The following is an 18,738-nucleotide window of genomic DNA, read 5'->3' as shown; positions in this document are numbered from 1 at the left end:
GATCTGGAGGCACGAGTATGACGGATCGCCGGGCGGTGGACGGCATTATCGAGGCGGACTGGATCCTGCCGATGGAGCCTGCCGGCACACTGCTGGAGAGGCATAGCCTGGTGCTGGACAAGGACCGGATTCTCGCCGTTCTGCCGTGGCGCGAGGCCCTGCGCCGCTATTCCCCGGAGCACCGCTGGAACCGCCCCGGGCACGCGCTGATCCCCGGCCTGATCAACGCGCATACCCACGCGGCGATGACGCTGTTTCGTGGATATGCCGATGACCTGCCACTGGCAGAGTGGCTGCATGACTGCATCTGGCCGGCGGAGCAGCGTGTCATCGGCCGCCGTTTCGCCCGTGACGGTGTCCGGCTTGCGGTCGCGGAAATGCTGCGCGGCGGCATTACCTGTTTCAGCGATATGTATTACTTCCCGGCGATTACCGCCGACGAGGCAGTCAGGGCGGGTATCCGCGCCATGGTCGGTATCCGCGTGCTGGATACGGCCCTCGGCTTCGGTGCGACGCCCGAAGACACGCTGGAAGGCGGCCTGGACCTGCGCGACCGCTGCCAAGCCGAACCGCTGCTGCACTGCAGCCTGGCGCCTTATGCGCCGGAGGCCCTGTCCGCGCAGGTCCTGGAACGACTCTGCCGACTGTCAACCGAATACGGCCTGAGGGTACACAGTCACGTGCATGAAACCCGTGATTCCGTCGAGCAAGCCTGCGGGCGGCAAGGCCGACGCCCCTTGGAGGAGTTGCAGAACGCCGGCCTGCTGAACCGCCGACTGGTCGCCGTCCACATGAATCACCTGACGGCAACGGAGCGCCAGGCCGCTGCCCGCGCCGGTGTCCACGTGGTGCATTGCCCGCGATCCAATCTGAAACTGGCCAGCGGCTTCTGTCCGGTGACAGAGCTGCTGGCCGAAGGCGTCAACGTGGCCCTGGGGACCGATGGCGCAGCCAGCAACAACAGCCTGGATCTGCTTGCCGACATGCGCATGGCCGCGCTGCTGGCCAAAGGTCTCAGCGGCAACGCGGCTTCGCTCGGCGCCGAAACCGCACTGCGCATGGCAACCGTGAATGGCGCCCGGGCGCTGGGTCTGGACGCCGAGATCGGCTCGCTGGAAGTGGGCAAGCAGGCCGATTGCGTGGCCATCGACCTGAACCGCCCGCAATCCACACCGATGTACCACGTGCAGGCGCAGCTGGTGTACGCCACACAGAGGGACCAGGTGACCGATGTCTGGGTGGCGGGACGGCACCTCCTTGACCAGGGCCGCCTGACCAGCCTGGACGTAACCTCGGTACTACGGCAGACCCGCCGCTGGCGGCAACGACTGCTCAACCCCTCTGCGCTGGACCGGATCCGCCGCTGGCTGCGGCCGGACCGCCTCCGGCGGAGTTGAACGATTGCCAGCGATGGGGCTCGCCCGGCGCCGTTGGCGATACCGCCGGCCGGCGTTCAGTCCACCACATCCAGATCAGCGAGACCACGGTGACGCCGAACAGCAGCATGAAGATGGTGCTGGGCACGCCGGTGAGGTCGAGCAGCATGCCAAACTTGATCGGCAGCAGGAAACCGCCGAGGCCGCCGGCCAGGCCGACGATGCCGGAGACCACGCCGATATTGCGGTCGAAGTCGTCGGACACGTACTTGAACACCGAGGCCTTGCCGAAGCCCCAGGCTACCCCGACCAGGAACAGCAGGAAAGTGAACAGCACGATGTTCAGACCGAACGAGAAACTCACCGGCCCATTGGTGGTGTGGACCGTGTATTCGGTATGGGGATAGGACATCAGGAACAGGCAGATCGCGCTAACCCACATGCACCACCAGGTCACCGAGTGGGCGCCGAAACGGTCGGACAGCCAGCCACCCAGGGCACGAATCACACCGGAGGGCAGCACGAAGATGCTGGCAATCAGCGCGGCAAGCTGCAGGCCGACCCCGTACTCGGCCATGAAGTAACGGGTCAGGTACAGCGACAGCGCCACGTAACCGCCGAACACCACCGAGTAATACTGACAGTACTTGAGCACCCGCGGATCCTTGAGCAGGGCCAGTTGCTCACGCAGGCCGGGGCGGTCCTCGGCGGATTCCTGGGGGTCGGGGCTGGTGAAGGCCCAGAAGGCGAAGGCCATGATCAGCATGGCAATGGCATAGATGGTCGAGACGTACTGCCAGCCGAAGGCCACCACGATGCCGGGCGCGACGAACTTGGTCACCGCCGCACCGGCATTGCCGGCACCGAAGATGCCCATCGCGAAGCCCTGCCGTTCCCGCGGAAAGGCACGGGCCACGTAGGCGATCCCCACCGAGAATGAGGCGCCGGTCAGGCCCACGAGCAGGCCCAGCGCCAGCAGTTGCCAGTAGCTGGTGGCGAATTGCAGCAGGTAGATCGGCAGCACCGTGGACAGCATCAGCAGGAAGTACACGATGCGGCCGCCGAAGCGGTCACTGAGCATGCCGATGGGCAGGCGGGCCAGCGAACCGGTGAGGATCGGCATGGCCGTGAGCAGGCCGAACTGGGTCTCGCTCAATCCCAGTTCGTCGGCGATCGGATTGCCGATCACGCCGAACATGACCCAGACCGCGAAACAGACGGTGAAGCCCAGCGTGCTCATCCAGAGAATGGCCTGGGGATTGTGTGTAGGCTTCGTGTGCATGAGGCGTTTACCGGTCCCCATCCGCGACCGGCGCGGCCACGTGCTGCGCGCCGACCTGCCCGGATGTCTCGAAAAGATGTGATCGGCCGGCAGTGACCACCTGGCCGATAATGGTCAGTGCCGGGCTCGGCAGTCCCGCCTCGCGGGCCAGTCCGGCAATCGTCGTCAGCGTGCCGCGCACGGTCTGCTGGTGCGCGGTGGTGCCCTCGGCCACCACCGCCACCGGCCAGTCCGCCGGCAGGCCGCTTCGCTGCAGGCCCTCGGTGAAGTGCTCCAGCGCCGCCAGGCCCATGTACATCACCAGCGTACGGTCGCGGTGGGTCAGCGCGGCCCAGTCGGCCGGGCTGCGGTTGTCCCGGTCATTGCCGGTGACGAACAGCACCGAACTGGCATGGTCACGATGGGTCAGCGGAATGCCGGTGGCAGCGGCACAACCGAGCGCCGCGGTGACGCCCGGCACCACCTCGCAGGCAATGCCGGCAGCCCTCAGTGCATCCATCTCCTCGCCGCCGCGGCCGAAGATAAACGGATCGCCACCCTTCAGGCGCACGACCCGCAGGCCCTGGCGGGCGCAGTGGACCAGGAGCTCCTCCGTGCGCCGTTGACCGACATGGTGGTTGCCGCAGCACTTGCCGACGTAGATGCGCTGCGGCCGCGGACCGGCCAGCGCCAGGATTTCCGGTGACACCAGCCGGTCATGCAGGATCACGTCCGCCTCGCGCAGCAGGCGTTCGGCCTTGCGCGTCAACAACTCGGGATCACCGGGTCCGGCACCGACCAGCCAGACCCTGCCGTTTGCCGTCTGCATCAGGCGATCCTCCGATTCACGGGGCGTGCATGGCGGGTAATCAGCTCGCGGATTTCGGGCACGCAGGAACCGCAGTTGCCACCTGCCTGACAGCGGTGGGTCACGGCTTCGGGATCGCGGCAGCCGCGGCGAATGGCATCGATGATGGTGTTCTCGCCGACGCCGAAGCAGGAGCAGAGGGTGCGGCCGGCATCCTTCTGCCCCGGCGGCGGGTGCCCGGAGAGCAGGGCCATGCGGTCCCGAGTGGCGAGTTGCTGCTGGTCGAACAGGCCGGACAGCCAGGAGCGCTGCGGCAGACTGGCCTGCGGCCCCATGAACAGGCAGCCCTGCAGTCGACCATCCCGCAGCCAGGCGGCGCGGAACGTACCGCGCGCCGGGTCGGCCATCTGCACCCAGTCACCGTCATCGCCCAGCAGACGGCGGGCAAGTTCGGGCAGGGATTCGAAATCCTCGGTCCCGGCCAGCTCGAATCGGGTGAAGGCCACGCCCTGGGCCCGCGCCCACCAGGCGCAGTCCGGCATCGCATCCGGTGCCTCGCGCAGCAGCAGAAAGCCGTGCCAGGTGGCAGCCACCGGCCGTACCCGGACCGGTGTGTGCTTGAACTCCGGCTCGCCGGAAAGTGGATCCGTGACCGGATTCACCGCGGCGTCGACCCGCCCCTGCACCGCGTACTGGTCATTCCAGTGCATCGGCACGAAGACCATGCCGGGACGTTGCGCGGCATCGATCCTAACCCGTCCCATGACCTGGCCCCAGCGGCTTTCCACCTGGGCCAGTGCCTCGTCCTCCAGCCCCAGCGCGGCGGCCTCATCGGGATGGACTTGCAGATACGGGGTGACGGTATGGGCCGAGAGCCGGGCACTCTTGCCGGTGCGCGTCATGGTGTGCCAGTGGTCGCGCACACGGCCGGTATTCAGCACCAGCGGGAAGTCCGGACACGGCGCATTCGCCGGAGCCTGCGGCTGCAGGGCGACGATGCGGGCCCGGCCGGAGGGCGTGAAGAAACGGCCATCGGCGAACAGACGCTCGGTGTCGGCGGCATCGCGCACCGGCCACTGCCTGGGCCGCAGCGCCTCATAGGCGGCGCGATCGAGCGCGGCCAGGCCGCTGATGTCGAAATCACGGCTGCCGGCATTCTCGAAACCGGACAGGCGGGCGTGTTCACGGAAGATGGCGTCAGGGCCATCGAAGGCGAAGGCCTCGGCAAAACCGAGCCGTTCCGCCACCTGACAGAGTGCCCGCCAGTCCGGCCGGGCCTGGCCCGGCGGCGGCAGGAACGGACGCTGGCGGGAGATGCGGCGCTCGGAGTTGGTCACCGTGCCGTCCTTCTCGGCCCAGGTCAGTGCCGGCAGCAGGACATCGGCCACCGCCGTGGTATCGGTGCTGCGCATGGCCTCGGAGATCACCACCAGTTCACAGCCGGCCAGCGCCTCGCGCATGGCGTCGGCATCCGGCAGGCTGACCATCGGGTTGGTGGCCATGATCCAGACTGCCCTGATCTCGCCGCGGCGGATGGCCTGGAAAAGGTCCACCGCCTTGTGTCCCGGCGCGCCGGCCAGGTTGGGGGCATTCCAGAAGCGGCGCACCCGATCCAGCGTCTCCGGCGCGTAATCCATGTGCGCGGCCAGCTGGTTGGCCAGACCGCCCACTTCGCGCCCGCCCATCGCATTGGGCTGGCCGGTAATCGAGAACGGCCCCATGCCCGGCCGGCCGATGCGGCCGGTGAGCAGATGGCAATTGATGATGCTGTTGACCTTGTCGGTCCCCACCGAGGACTGGTTGATGCCCTGGGAATAAAGACTCACGGTCTTCCCGGTGGCGGCGAACCAGCGGAAGAAGCTGGCCACGTCGGCCTCGGCCAGGTCGCATTGCCGGGCGACGGTCGGCACATTGCCGGCGGTCTCGCGGGCGATCTGGATCGCCTCGCCGAAGCCCTCGGTATGCGCTTCGAGAAAGGCGTAGTCGGCCCGGCCCTCGCGGGCCAGATGGGCCAGCAGGCCGTTCCACAACCAGACATCGGTCCCCGGCGCGAGCCCCAGATGGAGGTCGGCGATCTCGCAGGTGTCGGTACGGCGCGGGTCGATGACGACCACGCGCATATCCGTGTTCCCGGCCCTTGCCGCCTTGATCCGTTGGTAGAGCACCGGGTGACACCAGGCGAGGTTGGAGCCGGTGATTACCAGCAGGTCCGCCTGCTCCAGGTCCTGGTAATTGCCCGGCACGGTATCCGAGCCGAAGGCGCGCTTGTGGCCGGCGACGCTGGAGGCCATGCAGAGCCGGGAATTGGTGTCCACATGGCTGCTGCCGATGAAACCCTTGAACAGCTTGTTCGAGACGTAATAGTCCTCCGTCAGCATCTGCCCCGAACCGTAGAAGGCCACGGCCTGCGGTCCGTGCTCGGCAATCACCCGGCGGAAGCCGTCCGCCACCGCGTCCAGCGCGGTCTCCCAGTCCACCGTGCGGCCGGCCACCTCGGGCTGCAGCAGGCGACCGTCCAGGCCGACCGTCTCGCCCAGCGCCGAGCCCTTGGAACAGAGCCGGCCGAAGTTGGCCGGATGCTCGGGGTCGCCCTCGACGCGCACGGAGCCATCCGCCTCGCGATAGGCCAGGACGCCACAGCCCACGCCGCAGTAGGGGCAGGTGGTTTTCGTGGCTTGCGGTGTGTGTTCGGGCATTTGTCTGGCTCGCGTGGCGAAAAGAAAGTGTTCGGTTTTCAGGTTTCAGTTTTCAGACCGGTGCATCGGGGGTCTGGGGGCGCTGCGCGGCTTACCGCGGACCGGTGTGGTGATGCGCCTCGTCGGGCACGCCGTAAATGCGTCCATGCAGGCTTGGCGGCGAGATCCGTCTCGCCGACAGCCCGGCGACGCGCATCACCACACCGTTCAACCTGTCTATGAGCCCTCACGCCAGAGGCTCCGGGTTCAGGTAGAGATTGCCGGCGTCGTTGCGAACCTCGAAACGGGGTACGCAGCCCTGGTCCGGGGCCTTGGCCTCGCCCTGGTCCAGGTGGATGTTCCAGGCGTGCAGGGGGCAGGTGACCAGGCGTCCGTGGACCATGCCCTCGGACAGCGGTCCGCCCTTGTGCGGGCATCGGTCGAGCAGCGCAAACACCTCGTCGGCGCTGTTGCGGAACACGGCCACCGGACCATTGGCGGTCTCGACGACGCGGGCGCCGAGCATCGGGATGTCCTCGAGCCGGCCGATGGCCAGCCAGTCGTCGTCGGTTCGGGGTGCGGCTTGCATGGTGGTGCTGTCCTCGTGGATGCCGTTTTACGTTTCAGGTTTTAGGTTTTAGGTGGGGTCAGACGGCGCGCTTCAGCGGCACGAACTTGGCATCGTGATTGCTGCTGTACTTCTTCCAGGGGTCTTCGGCCTGCGCGCGTTGCTGCGAGGCGCGGAAGCGTTCGGCAAGCTGCTTGCGGCCCTCGGCGTCTTCCACGACGCGGGCCTTGACGTGAGACAGCCCGACTCGCTCGATCCAGGGCGCGGTTCGCTCCAGGTAATGCGCCTCCTCGCGGTAGAGCTGCATGAAGGCGGCGCAGTATTCCTTGACCTCCTCCATGGTCTTGACCCGGCAGAGCACATCGGTGGAACGCAGCTTGACGCCGCCATTGCCGCCGACGTGGAGTTCCCAGCCGGATTCGATGGCGACCACGCCGAAATCCTTGATCGTGGCCTCGGCACAGTTCCGCGGGCAGCCGGAGACCGCCATCTTGAACTTGTGCGGCGTCCACGAGCCCCAGCTCATCTCCTCCAGCTCGATGCCGCAGGTGGTGGAGTCCTGGGTGCCGAAGCGGCACCACTCGGAACCGACACAGGTCTTGACCGTGCGCAGGGCCTTGCCGTAGGCGTGGCCGGAGACGAAACCGGCATCGGACAGCTCACCCCAGACACCGGGTAGCTGCTCCTTCTTCACGCCCAGCAGGTCGATACGCTGGCCGCCGGTGATCTTTACCGTCGGCACCTCGTACTTCTCGGCCACCTCGGCGATCGCACGCAGTTCCTTCGGCGTAGTGACGCCACCCCAGATGCGTGGCACCACCGAGAAGGTGCCGTCCTTCTGGATGTTGGCGTGCATGCGCTCGTTGACGAAGCGGGCCTGGGAATCGTCCTCGGCCTCGTGCGGCCAGCTCGAGATCAGGTAGTAGTTCAGGGCCGGCCGGCACTTGTCGCAGCCGTCCGGGGTCTTCCAGGCCAGGCTGTCGAACACCGCCCGCAGGCTGGTCAGGCCATCGTCGCGGATGGCCTCGCGCACCTGCTGATGGCTCATCGTGGTGCAACCGCACAGCGGCTTGACCTGGGTTTGCTCGTAGTCGCCGCCCATGGTCGCGGCCAGCAACTGTTCGACGAGGCCGGTGCAGGAGCCGCAGGAGGCGGCCGCCTTGGTATGGGCCTTGACCTCGTCCAGCGTGAACAGGCCCTCCTTGCCGATGGCCTCGACAATGGTGCCCTTGCAGACCCCGTTGCAGTCGCAGATCTGGGCGTCGTCGGGCAGACTGGCCACCTGGTTGACGCCGCCGTGGCCGGAGTCGCCCAGATGGGCCTGGCCGAACAGCAGCCCGTCGCGGAAATCCTTGACGCTGGTGCCTTCGCGCAACAACTGGAAGTACCAGGTGCCGTCACCGGTGTCGCCATAGAGCACGGCGCCGACGATGCGGTCGTCCTTGACGCAGACCTTCTTGTAGATGCCGGCGGACGGGTCCTGGTAGACGATGCTGTCGACGCCCGCGGCATCCTGGAAATCGCCGGCGGAGAAGACGTCGATCCCGGTGACCTTGAGCTTGGTCGAGGTCACCGAGCCTTCGTACAGCCGAAAGCCGTAGCCGGCCAGATGGTTGGCGCAGACCTTGGCCTGTTCGAACAGCGGTGCGACCAGGCCGTAGGTCTGGCCGCGATGCTGCACGCATTCCCCGACCGCGTAAATGCTGGGGTCGAAGGTCTGCAGCGTGTCCGACACCAGCACGCCGCGGTCGCAGTGCAGGCCAGCCTTGCGGGCCAGTTCGGTGTTGGGCCGGATGCCCACCGCCATCACCACCAGATCGGCCGCTTCCTCGGTGCCGTCCCTGAAGCGCACCGCCCGGATGCCGTTGTCATCACCGACAATCTCGGCGGTTTCCGCCTGCATGCGGAAGCGCATGCCGCGGTCCTCCAGCGAGCGCTGCAGGTACTGTCCTCCCGCCTGGTCGAGCTGACGCTCCATCAGCCACGGCATCAGCTGCACCACGGTCACCTCCATGCCCTGCTGCATCAGGCCGTAGGCGGCCTCCAGGCCCAGCAGGCCGCCACCGATCACCACCGCACGCTTGCGCCGCCGGCTCGCTGCCAGCATCGCGTCCACGTCCTTGACGTCGCGGTAGCTGACCACGCCCGGCAGATCATGTCCGGGCACCGGAATCATCACCGGGTTCGAGCCGGTTCCGAGCAGCAGGCGATCGTAGTGCTCGACGGTGCCGTCGGCAGCGATCACGCGCTTGCCGTGGCGGTCGATCTCGATGACCTCCTTGCCCTTGTGCAGCCGTATGTCGTTGTCGGCGTACCAGTCCTCGCTGTTCAGCATGATCTGGTCCAGGGATTTCTCCCCGGCCAGCAGCGGCGAGAGCATGATGCGGTTGTAGTTGCCGTAGGGCTCGGCACCGAACACGGTAATCGCGTACTTGTCGGGGGCGATGGTCAGCAGTTCTTCGACCACCTTCATGCCGGCCATGCCGTTGCCCACCAGAACCAGCTTTTCCTTCATGTCGTTCTCCGAACCGGACGCTGTCAGCCGCTCGGACTGACCCTGCGTCAAGACAAAAAAAAAGCGTTCATCACAGCCATATCCCCGCCGGGGACACCTGCAATGAACGCCGTTGTTCGTCGGCTGATGCGCCATGCATCGCCGGACTGCGGACCGCCAGTGGTCACGCAGCAATAAACCAGATAAAGCGAAAGCCGTGCCAGGACGCCCAGATACGCCCCATAATTTTGATTTAAATAGATATTCCGTCAGGCACAGGGGAGATAATCGAATCGTCGTCTGCACCCCCCTGGGGCACAAGGCGAGCGTCGCGCACCAGGATCGGGCGGGCATTGCCCTTGCGCCAGTTTGGTGAATCGCCCCGCGACGCTGCACTGCAATATGGGATTTTTATGCAGGCCGGGATCCGGCAGTTCACCTAAGTCTCTGTTTTTACGAAGACCAAGAATCTTGCGCGGTTTCTGCTTCCTTCCTGGCAGGACGCTGCCAACGCAGGTTGCGTTCTCCGAACCGGCAATGACGCCCATCAGGCTTCCGTAAAGGCGCGGAAGGTGGTGGGCGTTTTTCATTTTGGGGATGCCAACATGAGCAGCAATGACAGCAAGCCGTTCACTGGAGCAACGCGCGTCGCAGGAGGAACCGGCAATCGCCTGACGAGGCTGACAGTAGGCCTCGTGGCAGCGAGAAAGGGACCCAGGCGGGACCCTTTCTTGTTTCGCGTTCAGTCCGAAATCAACCCCGGTGGCCGCTGGCTTCCCCCGAATCTCCCAGCAAATCGGCCATGGCGATGGTGTCGGCGGCGACGTCGGCCAGGCGGCGGCTTTGCGACATCGCCACCTCGCGCAAGAATCGGTACGCCTCCTCCTCGGTCAACCTGCGGTGCCGCATGATCAAACCCTTGGCCCGCTCGATGTTCTTGCGTTCGGCGAGCGCGGCGCGCGCGCCGTTGAGCTCCTCGCCCATCGCCTGGAGCCGCCGTGACTGGGACTGCAGCAATTCCAGCAGCGAACGACCGAGCTGCTCGCCACCCCATTCCATCGTGTAGCGCTGCGTACCACCGTCGTCGGGCGTAGACCGCTCGTCGCTACCGAGAAACACAGCAAAGGTGCCGCCAGGGGCCGGCTCCGCAGCAAGGGCCTCGATCGCTGTTCGTTGCCGACTGAGGGCGTCGCGCGCCTGCTCCAGGGTTGCGCTGCAGAGTGTTTCCAGGCTGCGTTCAAGCTGATCTTCCACCAGCTTCATTGCGTCGATCCGTCGGCTCGCCTCGTCGAACCAGGCCTCGCTGAGGTCATCGACATTGGCTGTGGCAGTCCCGCTGGTCAGTGCGATACGCCGTAGCCGTTCCAGTTCGGCGGAGGCCCGGTGCGCGCCCCCGTCGTTCCAGAGCCGGAGCGATTCGGCATCGGCGAAGCCGACAAACACCTCGAAGCAGCGTTCCTGGCTGTCGATCAAATGCTGCAGGCGTCTGCGCGAGCGTTGTCCGAACTCGCCTTGGGCAAAGCCGGCGGCGCCAATCCCCCGTTCCTGACCGGCAAACTCCTTGCCCTGCATCAGATGAAACATGGCAACCAGAATCGCCGAAATGGCATGGTCCGCCGCCGAGTCCGCGGCCTCGAAAACAACGCCAAGCAGCGCCTGGATCAGGGCACTGTAGCCCTCAATGATGGTCTCCGGCGACAGGGACTGCTGCCGGATCGCGTCGCGCACCGCCTCAAGCGCGTCAAGGCCGCGTAGCGCATGCGCGATTCGGTTGAACAGGCGGCTGTTGGAGGCAGGACTGCTCGCCCCCGTATCCAGCTCCCGCAAGCGGGATCGAAAGCGCTGTTCGCGCTCCCGGGAACGGGCCATGGCCTCATCCAGGGCGCCGCCACACCGGGAACCGGCGGATCCGGTAAACAGGTTCGCCGTACCGCGCTCACGCTGAAGTACATGTACCAGGTTGCTGATGCTCACCACCAGGCGACTGGTACCCAGCAGGTGTTCAAGGCCGAGGATTTCGCATCGCCTTGACGCGATCAGATAGTCGGCGGCTGTCCCGGCCACCGATTGCTGCTTGCCCATAGGTCTCTCTGCTGTCCGCCCCCAATCGTCCGGTGGACCCATCAAGAACCGCGCCATCGAACCAGGAGTATGGATTCAATGACTTAGCTGATCCTTGGGCGCCAAAGCGCGGCGCCAACGCACCATACCGGTGCGGCGACTCGGACATGTCGGGCTTCAGACAAGCGCCGCTGCCGACGCAAAGAGGTAACCGCAGGACAGGGAGGGTGGCGGCCCGGGTGCTTACAGGTAGGGCATCAGCAGGCGGGTGAGGCCGTCCCGCAGTCGAACGGGAAAGGCCCGATCTTCCAGTTCCTCGAGGTTGAGCAGCCGCGCGGCGCGAATTCTCTGGTCGACATGCGCCGTCAGCACGCTGGCCAGCGACGGATCGTAGCACTCGACGTTGAACTCGAAGTTCAGCCGCAGGCTGCGCGGATCCCAGTTACTGGAGCCGATGAAGGACCAGACCTCGTCGACGATCATCGCCTTGGCATGATCGAACGGCGGCGGACTGAGCCAGACCTGGATATCGTGATCCATGATCTGCGGCAATTGCGCCATCATTGCCCAGTGCACGAACGGCAGGTTGCTGCTCTCGGGCAACACGATATCGATGCGGATACCTCGCAGGGCCGCGGTGGTCAACGCCGAAATCAGCGTGCTCTCGGGCAGGAAATACGGGGTGACGATTCGCAGCGACCGCTCGGCGGTGGCGATGGCCGCAAGCAACACATCCTGGTGTTTCAGGAAGTTGTCGTCGGGACCGCTGCGGATACCGCGTGCCACGACCTCGCCCCGGCGTCGACAGGGCGGGAACCAGAGTTGCCCGTCGAGGCGTTCACGGGCGGCAAAATACCAGTCCTCGTAAAACACCTCTTGCAGTTGCTGCACCACCGGGCCCTGCAATCGAAACTGGAAGTCCCGGGCCATGCGGCGCCCCGATTCCTCGCGGCTGTGGTGCCGGCGGATATTCATGCCACCGGTGAAGCCGATCCGGCCGTCGATGACCAGCAACTTGCGGTGGTTGCGCATATTGATGCCGAACAGGCGGCTAGGCAGGCTGGGGAAAAACCGGGCCACCACGACCCCGCGCCGGCGCAGCACACCAACCATCGACGGCCAGGTGTATCGCTCGCCGGCATTATCGATCAGTACGCGGACGGCAACCCCGCGCCGTACCGCCGCGGTCAGTGCATCGGCAAAGGCCCGGCCGATCCGATCGTTGCCGAAGATGTAAGTGGCCAGCGTGATGCTGATCCTGGCCTGATGAATGGCCTCGATCATCGCCGGAAAGGCTTCATCACCGTCGACCAGCACTTCAACGGTGTTGCCGTCCAGCAGCGGCCGCTCGGTCAGCCGGTTGACGGCGCTGGCCAGCGTCACCAGATGACGATGTCGCCGCTCCAGGCGCTGCTCCAGCGTGGCGAGATCGCAGGTCGCCGCCTCGCCATGCTCCCAGTGTGGCGTCTCACGGCTTTGCAGGGTGACACGACGCCGCAAGCGGTTGATACCGAATAGCAGGTAGAGCAGGACACCGACCACGGGTGCAAACCAGGCCAGCGCCACCCAGGTCAGCGCGCTACGGGAATCCCGCTTGGTCAGCACCGCATGACAGGACACCACCAGGGATGCCAGCGGGATCAACAGGGCCGCCAGCCGATAGCCGATATCCAGGGTCATCCGTGCATCCCGTCTTGCATCCGTATTTCAGCCCGCTGCCAGGGCGTAATGCAGCACCAGGCCAAGGAAAATAACGCCGCCAAACAGATTGTTATTGAGAAATGCCCGAAAACAGGCCTCGCGTTCACGTAGCCGAATGAGCCATTGCTGGCGAACGAAGAAGCCGGCACCAATCAACACCCCAACATAATAGATCGCGCCGAGTTCCGCCTGCTGGCCGACCAGGAGCAGCGTGACCAGCATGAGCAGTTGCAGGATGCCGATCATCAAGCGATCCATCTCGCCGAACAGTACCGCAGTGGACTTGACCCCGATCTTCAGATCGTCGTCGCGATCCACCATTGCATACTGGGTGTCATAGACCGTGGCCCAGACCACGGCCGCAGTGAACACCAGCCAGGCCAGGGCCGGTACGCCACCGGTCTGTGCCGCGAAGGCCATCGGCACTGCCCATCCGAACGCCGCCCCCAGATGGACTTGTGGCAGGTGCGTGTAGCGCTTCATGAACGGGTAGCTGGCGGCCAGCAGCACCGCGACCAGGGACAGCTGGATGGTCAACCGGTTGGTCAGCAGCACGAGGCCGAATGCCAGCAGGCACAACACGATGAACAAAGTCAGCGCTTCCCGCGGGCTGACCAGTCCGCGCGCCATGGGCCGCTGCGTGGTGCGTTTCACGTGACCGTCGATATTGCGATCGGCGAAATCGTTGATCACACAGCCGGCCGCACGCATAACCAGCACGCCGAGAACGAAAATCACCAGCAGGTGAAGATCCGGAATCCCCTCGGCAGCAAGCCAAAGCGCCCAGAGCATCGGCCAGAGCAACAGGAAATTGCCGATCGGCCGGTCCAGACGTGCCAGACGTGCGTACTGGACCGCCCTGTCGCTGAGAAACGCCCTATCCATGACCTTGAACCAGTTCCGGCAGAAACACTTCGGTCACCAACAACGGTTTGCCGTGCAGCAGATGCACCGCCTGCCGTGCCCAGTTACCGCCCATGTCCCGGCCACAATGGTCGTGGAGGCGGATGGCCAGGGCATCGTTGCGCCGCAGTCGGGCCAGGCGCAGGGGCGACCTGCTGGTCCCGGCCCCGGAGAATAGCAGCTCCCCCAGTGGCCGGTTGCCAAGCAGGCGCAGGGCACCGTTGCGCCCGCGCAGCGAAGTCAACGGGATCACCGAGCGGGCCAGGATCAGCGGCTGTCCGTCACAACACAGGGCGACCTCACGGACCCAGGCCATCCGGGCAGGGCGCTGCCGCAGCCGCCGTGCCTCGCCGTGTAATGGCTTCTGCCAGCCCTCGTAAAGCCGTTGCACGCTGAAGCGTTCACCGCAGCGCGCACGCAAACGCCGGGTCAATGAGTCGGTTCCGATCACCCAGCCGGCCAGCACCTCGGGCAGGCGCTGGGCACGCGACACGGGCTGATGAAACCAGCGACAATCAGGTCGGTTCACGGCACTCCTCGATAACGCCCGGGACCAGCTTCCGCCATTGCTGGCGGGGCGGCCTGAGTGTACCCGCTTGCGCCTCGCGCCGCCGAACCCGGTTCCCCTCAGACCCGCCCGTATTGCTGGCGGCGGCCGACCCAGCGATGGATCAACGCAGCGGAGCGCGCCGGATCGTGCTGCAACAGACGGTCGGCGGCATCGCGGACCCGGGCCAGCAGGTCGGCATCACGTTCCGGATCGGCAATCCGGAACTGCCAGTCCCCGGTCTGTCGGGTGCCGAGCAGCTCCCCCGGACCACGCTGTGCCAGGTCCTGACGTGCTATCTCGAAACCGTCGGCGGTCCGGCGCAGGACGCCAAGCCGGGCCCGGGCACCTTCGGACAGCGGCGCCTGGTACAGCAGCACGCAGGAACTTGCCGCGGCACCGCGTCCGACCCGGCCGCGCAACTGGTGCAGTTGCGCAAGCCCGAGTCGCTCGGGGTTCTCGATCACCATCAGGCTGGCGTTGGGCACGTTCACGCCGACCTCGATCACGGTGGTGGCGACCAGCAGGTCCAGCCGGTGGGCGGCGAAATCCGCCATCACGGCCTCTTTTTCCGCCGACTTCATGCGCCCATGCACCAGGCCGGTGCGCAGCGCCGGCAGCGCCTCCCGCAACAGGGCGGCGGTGTCCTCGGCGGCCTGCGCCTGCAACTGCTCGGATTCCTCCACCAGGGTGCATACCCAATAGGCCTGATGGCCGTCGGCGCAGGCTTCGGCCACCCGGGCCATGACCTCGCCGCGGCGTGCCTCAGGGATCGCCACCGTGGTCACCGGTGTGCGGCCCGGCGGCAGCTCGTCGATCACCGAGACATCCAGATCAGCGTAAGCAGTCATTGCAAGGGTGCGCGGAATCGGCGTGGCGGTCATGATCATCTGATGCGGCTGGATCTCGGCATCCTGTCCCTTCTCACGCAGGGCCAGCCGCTGATGCACGCCGAACCGATGCTGCTCATCGATGATCGCGAGCCCCAGGCGGTGGAATCGAACCTCGTCCTGGAACAGGGCATGGGTTCCGACCACCACGCCGCAGTCGGCGCTGGCGATCCGCTCCAGCATCCGCCGCCGCTGGCCCGCGGCCAGCTTGCCAGACAACCAGGCGACCTCGACGCCGAGCGGTTCCAGCCAGGAGCGGAACCCCTGATGGTGCTGCTCGGCAAGCAACTCGGTCGGCGCCATTACCGCCGCCTGCTGGCCACATTCCACCGCCTGCAGCGCCGCCAGCGCGGCGACGATGGTCTTGCCGGAGCCGACATCGCCCTGAACCAGTCGCAGCATCGGCTCGGTACGCCCAAGGTCCGCTTCGATCTGGGTCAGCACGCGCCGCTGTGCAGCGGTCAGGGAAAACGGCAAAGAATCCAGCAGGCCTTGGCGCAGACGGCCATCGCCGCGCAATACCGGCGCCCGGCGTTCGCGGCGGGCGCGGATCCGAAACTGACGCAGGCTGAGTTGATGGGCCAGTAGTTCCTCCAGCGACAGGCGTCGACAGGCGGGATGCATGCCGGCCTGCATGGCCTCGACGTCACAATCCGGCGCCGGGCCATGGACGGTTTCCAGGGCCTCCAGCAGGCCAGGGAGTTGGTTCCCGGCAAGCCAGTCCGGCAACAGGTCCGGGAGCCCGGCGCGTGCGAATTCCAGGGCCTGTTGGACCAGCCGGCGCAGGGTCGTCTGGTTGACGCCTTCGGTGGCCGGATAGACCGGCGTCAGGCGGTCCGATTCCGCGGAAGCCTCGCTGCCATGCAGGACCCGGATCTCCGGGTGGGCCATCTGCAGGCCAGCCGGCCCCGGGCGCACGTCACCGAAGCAGGCCAGCCGCACCCCTTTCGACAGCCTCGCCTGCAATCCCGGATAGAGCCGGAAGAACACCAGGGTGAGGCTGCCGGTGCCGTCGCTGATCCTGCATAGCAGCCGACGACGGCCACCGCCGACCAGCTCGGTCAGCGCCACCTCGCCCTGCACGAGCGCCGACTGCCCGGGCAACAGACCGCCGATGGGCTGCGGCCGTGTGCGGTCCTCGTAGCGCAGAGGCAGGTGCAGGATCAGGTCCTGCAGCGTTTGAATACCTAGCTTTCCGAGCCGCTCCGCCAGCCTTGCGCCGACTCCGCGCAGCCCTGTTACCGGCTGATCCAGCGGGCTGCTCGTGTGACTCACCCGGGAAACTCAGTCGCCGTCCAGCACCATGATCGCCTCCATTTCCACATCCACCCCTTTGGGCAGACTGGCGACACCGACGGCGGCACGCGCCGGATAGGGCTCGTGGAAATAGTCCTGCATCAGTTCGTTGACCAGGCCGAAATTGTCCATATCGGTCAGGAAAATGGTGAGTTTCACCACATGCTGGAGGCTACCGCCACTGGCCTCGGCCAGGCCCTTCAGGTTCTCGAACACCTGGCGAACATGCGCTGCTGCATCGCCCTCAACCGGCTCGCCGGTGGCAGGCACCAGCGGAATCTGGCCTGACAGCCACACGGTGTCACCGGCACGGACGGCCTGGGAATAGGGCCCGATGGCCTGGGGCGCACGGTCAGTCTGGATTGTCGTTCGTTGCATGATGATTCCTCCTGACGAACTGAATGGTCCCGGTCCCGCGGCGACCTGCCTCAGTCGCCGGCCTGGTCCCGGCGAATGCCGATCAGCACCGGGTCATGGTCGGATGAGCGCCACGGCTGGCCGCGGCTGCCCAGCGTATCCGCGCCGGGTTGGTCAAAGGCGAGAAACACCGGCTCATCGGCGTTGATGTGCCAGATATCCACGCCGGTGATCGCATCGGCCAGGGCGTCACTGGCAAAGATGTAGTCGAGGGTACCCGACTCACCACGAAAGACGTAGCTGTAGCGTCGCTCGGGCGGCAGATGCGAGGCCACAAGGTCAACGAAGCCATCCTGCTGCAGCCGGCGGATCGGGTCCTCCCCGGCATAACTGTTGAAGTCGCCGGCCAGCAGGACTTGCTCGGTATTGTGGCGCCTTGCGGCGTCGGCCGCCGCCTCGAGCAGTGCCTCGGCCTGTTCGGTGCGCAGCCGATTCCAGCAGCCCTGGCCGCGGTCGACGTCACCCTGCGCCGGGCAGCCGACCTTGGCCTTGAAATGCACCGCGGCGGCGACAAAACGCCTGTCGGTCTCACGGTCACGAAATGCCGCGAACACCGGTGGCCGATTGTGGGCCGGATGCAGGTCGGTCTCGGCTTCGGAAAGCGGTTCCAGTTCGGTGGGTCGGTAGATCAGGGCCACCTTGATCGCGTCGTCACCACGTCGCGCGGGGCCCTCGAGCAGGGCGTAGTGACGTTCCTCCGGAAGGCGTGCATTCAGCCGTTCGACCAGGTCCTCCAGGGCCGCCCGACTGTTTTCCACTTCCACCAGGGCCAGCAGATGCGCGTCCTGGGCCTCGAGTGCCGCGAACAGCTTGTCGCGCTGGCGCTGGAGCTCGTCCTGATCAGTCGCCCCGCGGCGCCCGAGGGAAACGAAGTAGTTCTCGACATTGAACGCCGCAACCCGGAGGCCCGGAAGCGAATCGGGCTCGGCGGGGCGGGGATTGGCATCGCTGAATTGCGGCTGCGAGACCGGGTGCAGCCTCCAGTCATCGAAGGCCTTCACCAGCACGCCCGTCACCGCGCTCACCCGGTCACCAACCCGGCGGGTGCCATGGTCGTTCAGATACGGGACAGGATCAGGGTTGCGGGCGTAACTGCCGTCATCGAGCAGCAGCCGATGCAACCGCCCATCGTCCGGGGTTCGGTGCCGGAACAGGCGCTCGCCTGCGCTGAGCTTGAGACTGCCGAAACGGCCAAGTTGATAATTGCCGGTGACCACCAGATCATCCGGCAGGGCCACCAGACGGCCGTGCAGACGCTCAAGGTCCTCGGCGTCCGCAGGCAGACCCAGTGGGGCTGGTGAGGGCACCGGCGCCGCGCCGCAATGCGACACTGACTGCAGCCGCTGCAGTTGCGGCCGCCCCTGCCAGGTCCCCGGCCGGGCCGCCAGCAGCAGATGGCTGCCGGGCTCGATGCGCTGCCAGTCCGTCGGGCCCAGATCGGGCGCATAGACGAAACTGCCCCGGGCGTCCGTATCGTCGTCGGACTGCAGGAAAAAGCCATTCAACCCCTGCCGGCCCGGAAACGCGGCGGTCACGACGCCCTGGACCCACACGATTTCGGTGTCACCGGCCTCGGCCAGTGCCAGCGCCTCGGAAACCGGAAGGGCCGCTTCCAGCCCATCACAATCCGCCGCCAGCGGCCGGTCGAAAACCAGGAAGGCGAGGAGCGAGCCCAGCACGACGGCTGGCCAGAACCATCGCCTGGCGGAGGCATTTCGCTGTCGTCCCTGCACGGCGAACC

Annotated in this window: 13 protein-coding genes; 1 reads left to right on the top strand and 12 read right to left on the bottom strand. The window is 66.2% G+C overall.

Features of this window, described 5'->3' with window-relative positions:
* The first annotated feature begins 17 nt into the window (after positions 1 to 17).
* Positions 18 to 1,397, top strand: coding sequence for a TRZ/ATZ family hydrolase (locus M0534_RS11170; protein ID WP_248568511.1), 1,380 nt, complete (start codon positions 18 to 20; stop codon positions 1,395 to 1,397).
* Here the strand turns inward: M0534_RS11170 and M0534_RS11165 are convergent.
* From M0534_RS11165 to M0534_RS11110, 12 genes are all read right to left on the bottom strand, one after another.
* Positions 1,333 to 2,658: an MFS transporter gene (locus M0534_RS11165; RefSeq protein WP_248568510.1), complete on the bottom strand. Its 1,326-nt coding sequence runs from the start codon at positions 2,656 to 2,658 to the stop codon at positions 1,333 to 1,335. The two genes, M0534_RS11170 and M0534_RS11165, sit on opposite strands and share 65 nt — an antisense overlap.
* 7 nt (positions 2,659 to 2,665) lie before the next feature.
* A complete protein-coding gene (gene cobA, locus M0534_RS11160; RefSeq protein WP_248568509.1) occupies positions 2,666 to 3,466 on the bottom strand; it encodes a uroporphyrinogen-III C-methyltransferase in 801 nt (266 codons plus the stop codon).
* Entirely contained in the window at positions 3,466 to 6,141 is a 2,676-nt protein-coding gene (locus M0534_RS11155; RefSeq protein ID WP_248568508.1) for a nitrate reductase, read from the bottom strand. Before M0534_RS11155 ends, cobA begins: the two co-directional genes overlap by 1 nt.
* Before the next feature lie 226 nt (positions 6,142 to 6,367).
* Entirely contained in the window at positions 6,368 to 6,709 is a 342-nt protein-coding gene (nirD, locus tag M0534_RS11150) for a nitrite reductase small subunit NirD (RefSeq protein WP_248568507.1), read from the bottom strand.
* A 58-nt stretch (positions 6,710 to 6,767) separates the two neighbouring features.
* Positions 6,768 to 9,203: a nitrite reductase large subunit NirB gene (nirB, locus tag M0534_RS11145; RefSeq protein ID WP_248568506.1), complete on the bottom strand. Its 2,436-nt coding sequence runs from the start codon at positions 9,201 to 9,203 to the stop codon at positions 6,768 to 6,770.
* Positions 9,204 to 9,935: 732 nt separating this feature from the next.
* Positions 9,936 to 11,264 (bottom strand): nitrate regulatory protein, encoded by a 1,329-nt coding sequence (locus tag M0534_RS11140; protein WP_248568505.1) that lies wholly within the window; start codon positions 11,262 to 11,264, stop codon positions 9,936 to 9,938.
* Positions 11,265 to 11,486: 222 nt separating this feature from the next.
* Positions 11,487 to 12,923, bottom strand: coding sequence for a cardiolipin synthase (gene cls / locus M0534_RS11135; protein WP_248568504.1), 1,437 nt, complete (start codon positions 12,921 to 12,923; stop codon positions 11,487 to 11,489).
* Positions 12,924 to 12,950: 27 nt separating this feature from the next.
* Entirely contained in the window at positions 12,951 to 13,829 is an 879-nt protein-coding gene (ubiA, locus tag M0534_RS11130) for a 4-hydroxybenzoate octaprenyltransferase (protein WP_248568503.1), read from the bottom strand.
* Positions 13,822 to 14,376 carry a chorismate--pyruvate lyase family protein gene (locus M0534_RS11125; RefSeq protein ID WP_248568502.1) on the bottom strand — a complete coding sequence of 185 codons (555 nt, stop codon included), beginning with the start codon at positions 14,374 to 14,376 and terminating at the stop codon, positions 13,822 to 13,824. The genes ubiA and M0534_RS11125 overlap by 8 nt, the downstream gene beginning before the upstream one ends.
* A gap of 98 nt (positions 14,377 to 14,474) precedes the next feature.
* Positions 14,475 to 16,559 carry an ATP-dependent DNA helicase RecG gene (gene recG / locus M0534_RS11120; RefSeq protein WP_248568501.1) on the bottom strand — a complete coding sequence of 695 codons (2,085 nt, stop codon included), beginning with the start codon at positions 16,557 to 16,559 and terminating at the stop codon, positions 14,475 to 14,477.
* A gap of 9 nt (positions 16,560 to 16,568) precedes the next feature.
* Positions 16,569 to 16,958, bottom strand: a complete 390-nt coding sequence (locus M0534_RS11115; protein ID WP_248568500.1) for a RidA family protein — start codon at positions 16,956 to 16,958, stop codon at positions 16,569 to 16,571.
* A 50-nt stretch (positions 16,959 to 17,008) separates the two neighbouring features.
* Positions 17,009 to 18,730, bottom strand: a complete 1,722-nt coding sequence (locus M0534_RS11110) for an ExeM/NucH family extracellular endonuclease (RefSeq protein WP_248568499.1) — start codon at positions 18,728 to 18,730, stop codon at positions 17,009 to 17,011.
* Positions 18,731 to 18,738 lie beyond the last annotated feature (8 nt).

The organism is Methylonatrum kenyense (assembly GCF_023195885.1).
GTDB classification, from domain to species: Bacteria; Pseudomonadota; Gammaproteobacteria; order Nitrococcales; family Aquisalimonadaceae; genus Methylonatrum; species Methylonatrum kenyense.
Note: the sequence above shows the minus strand (reverse complement) of the source record. Positions and strands in the feature narration are given on the sequence as shown.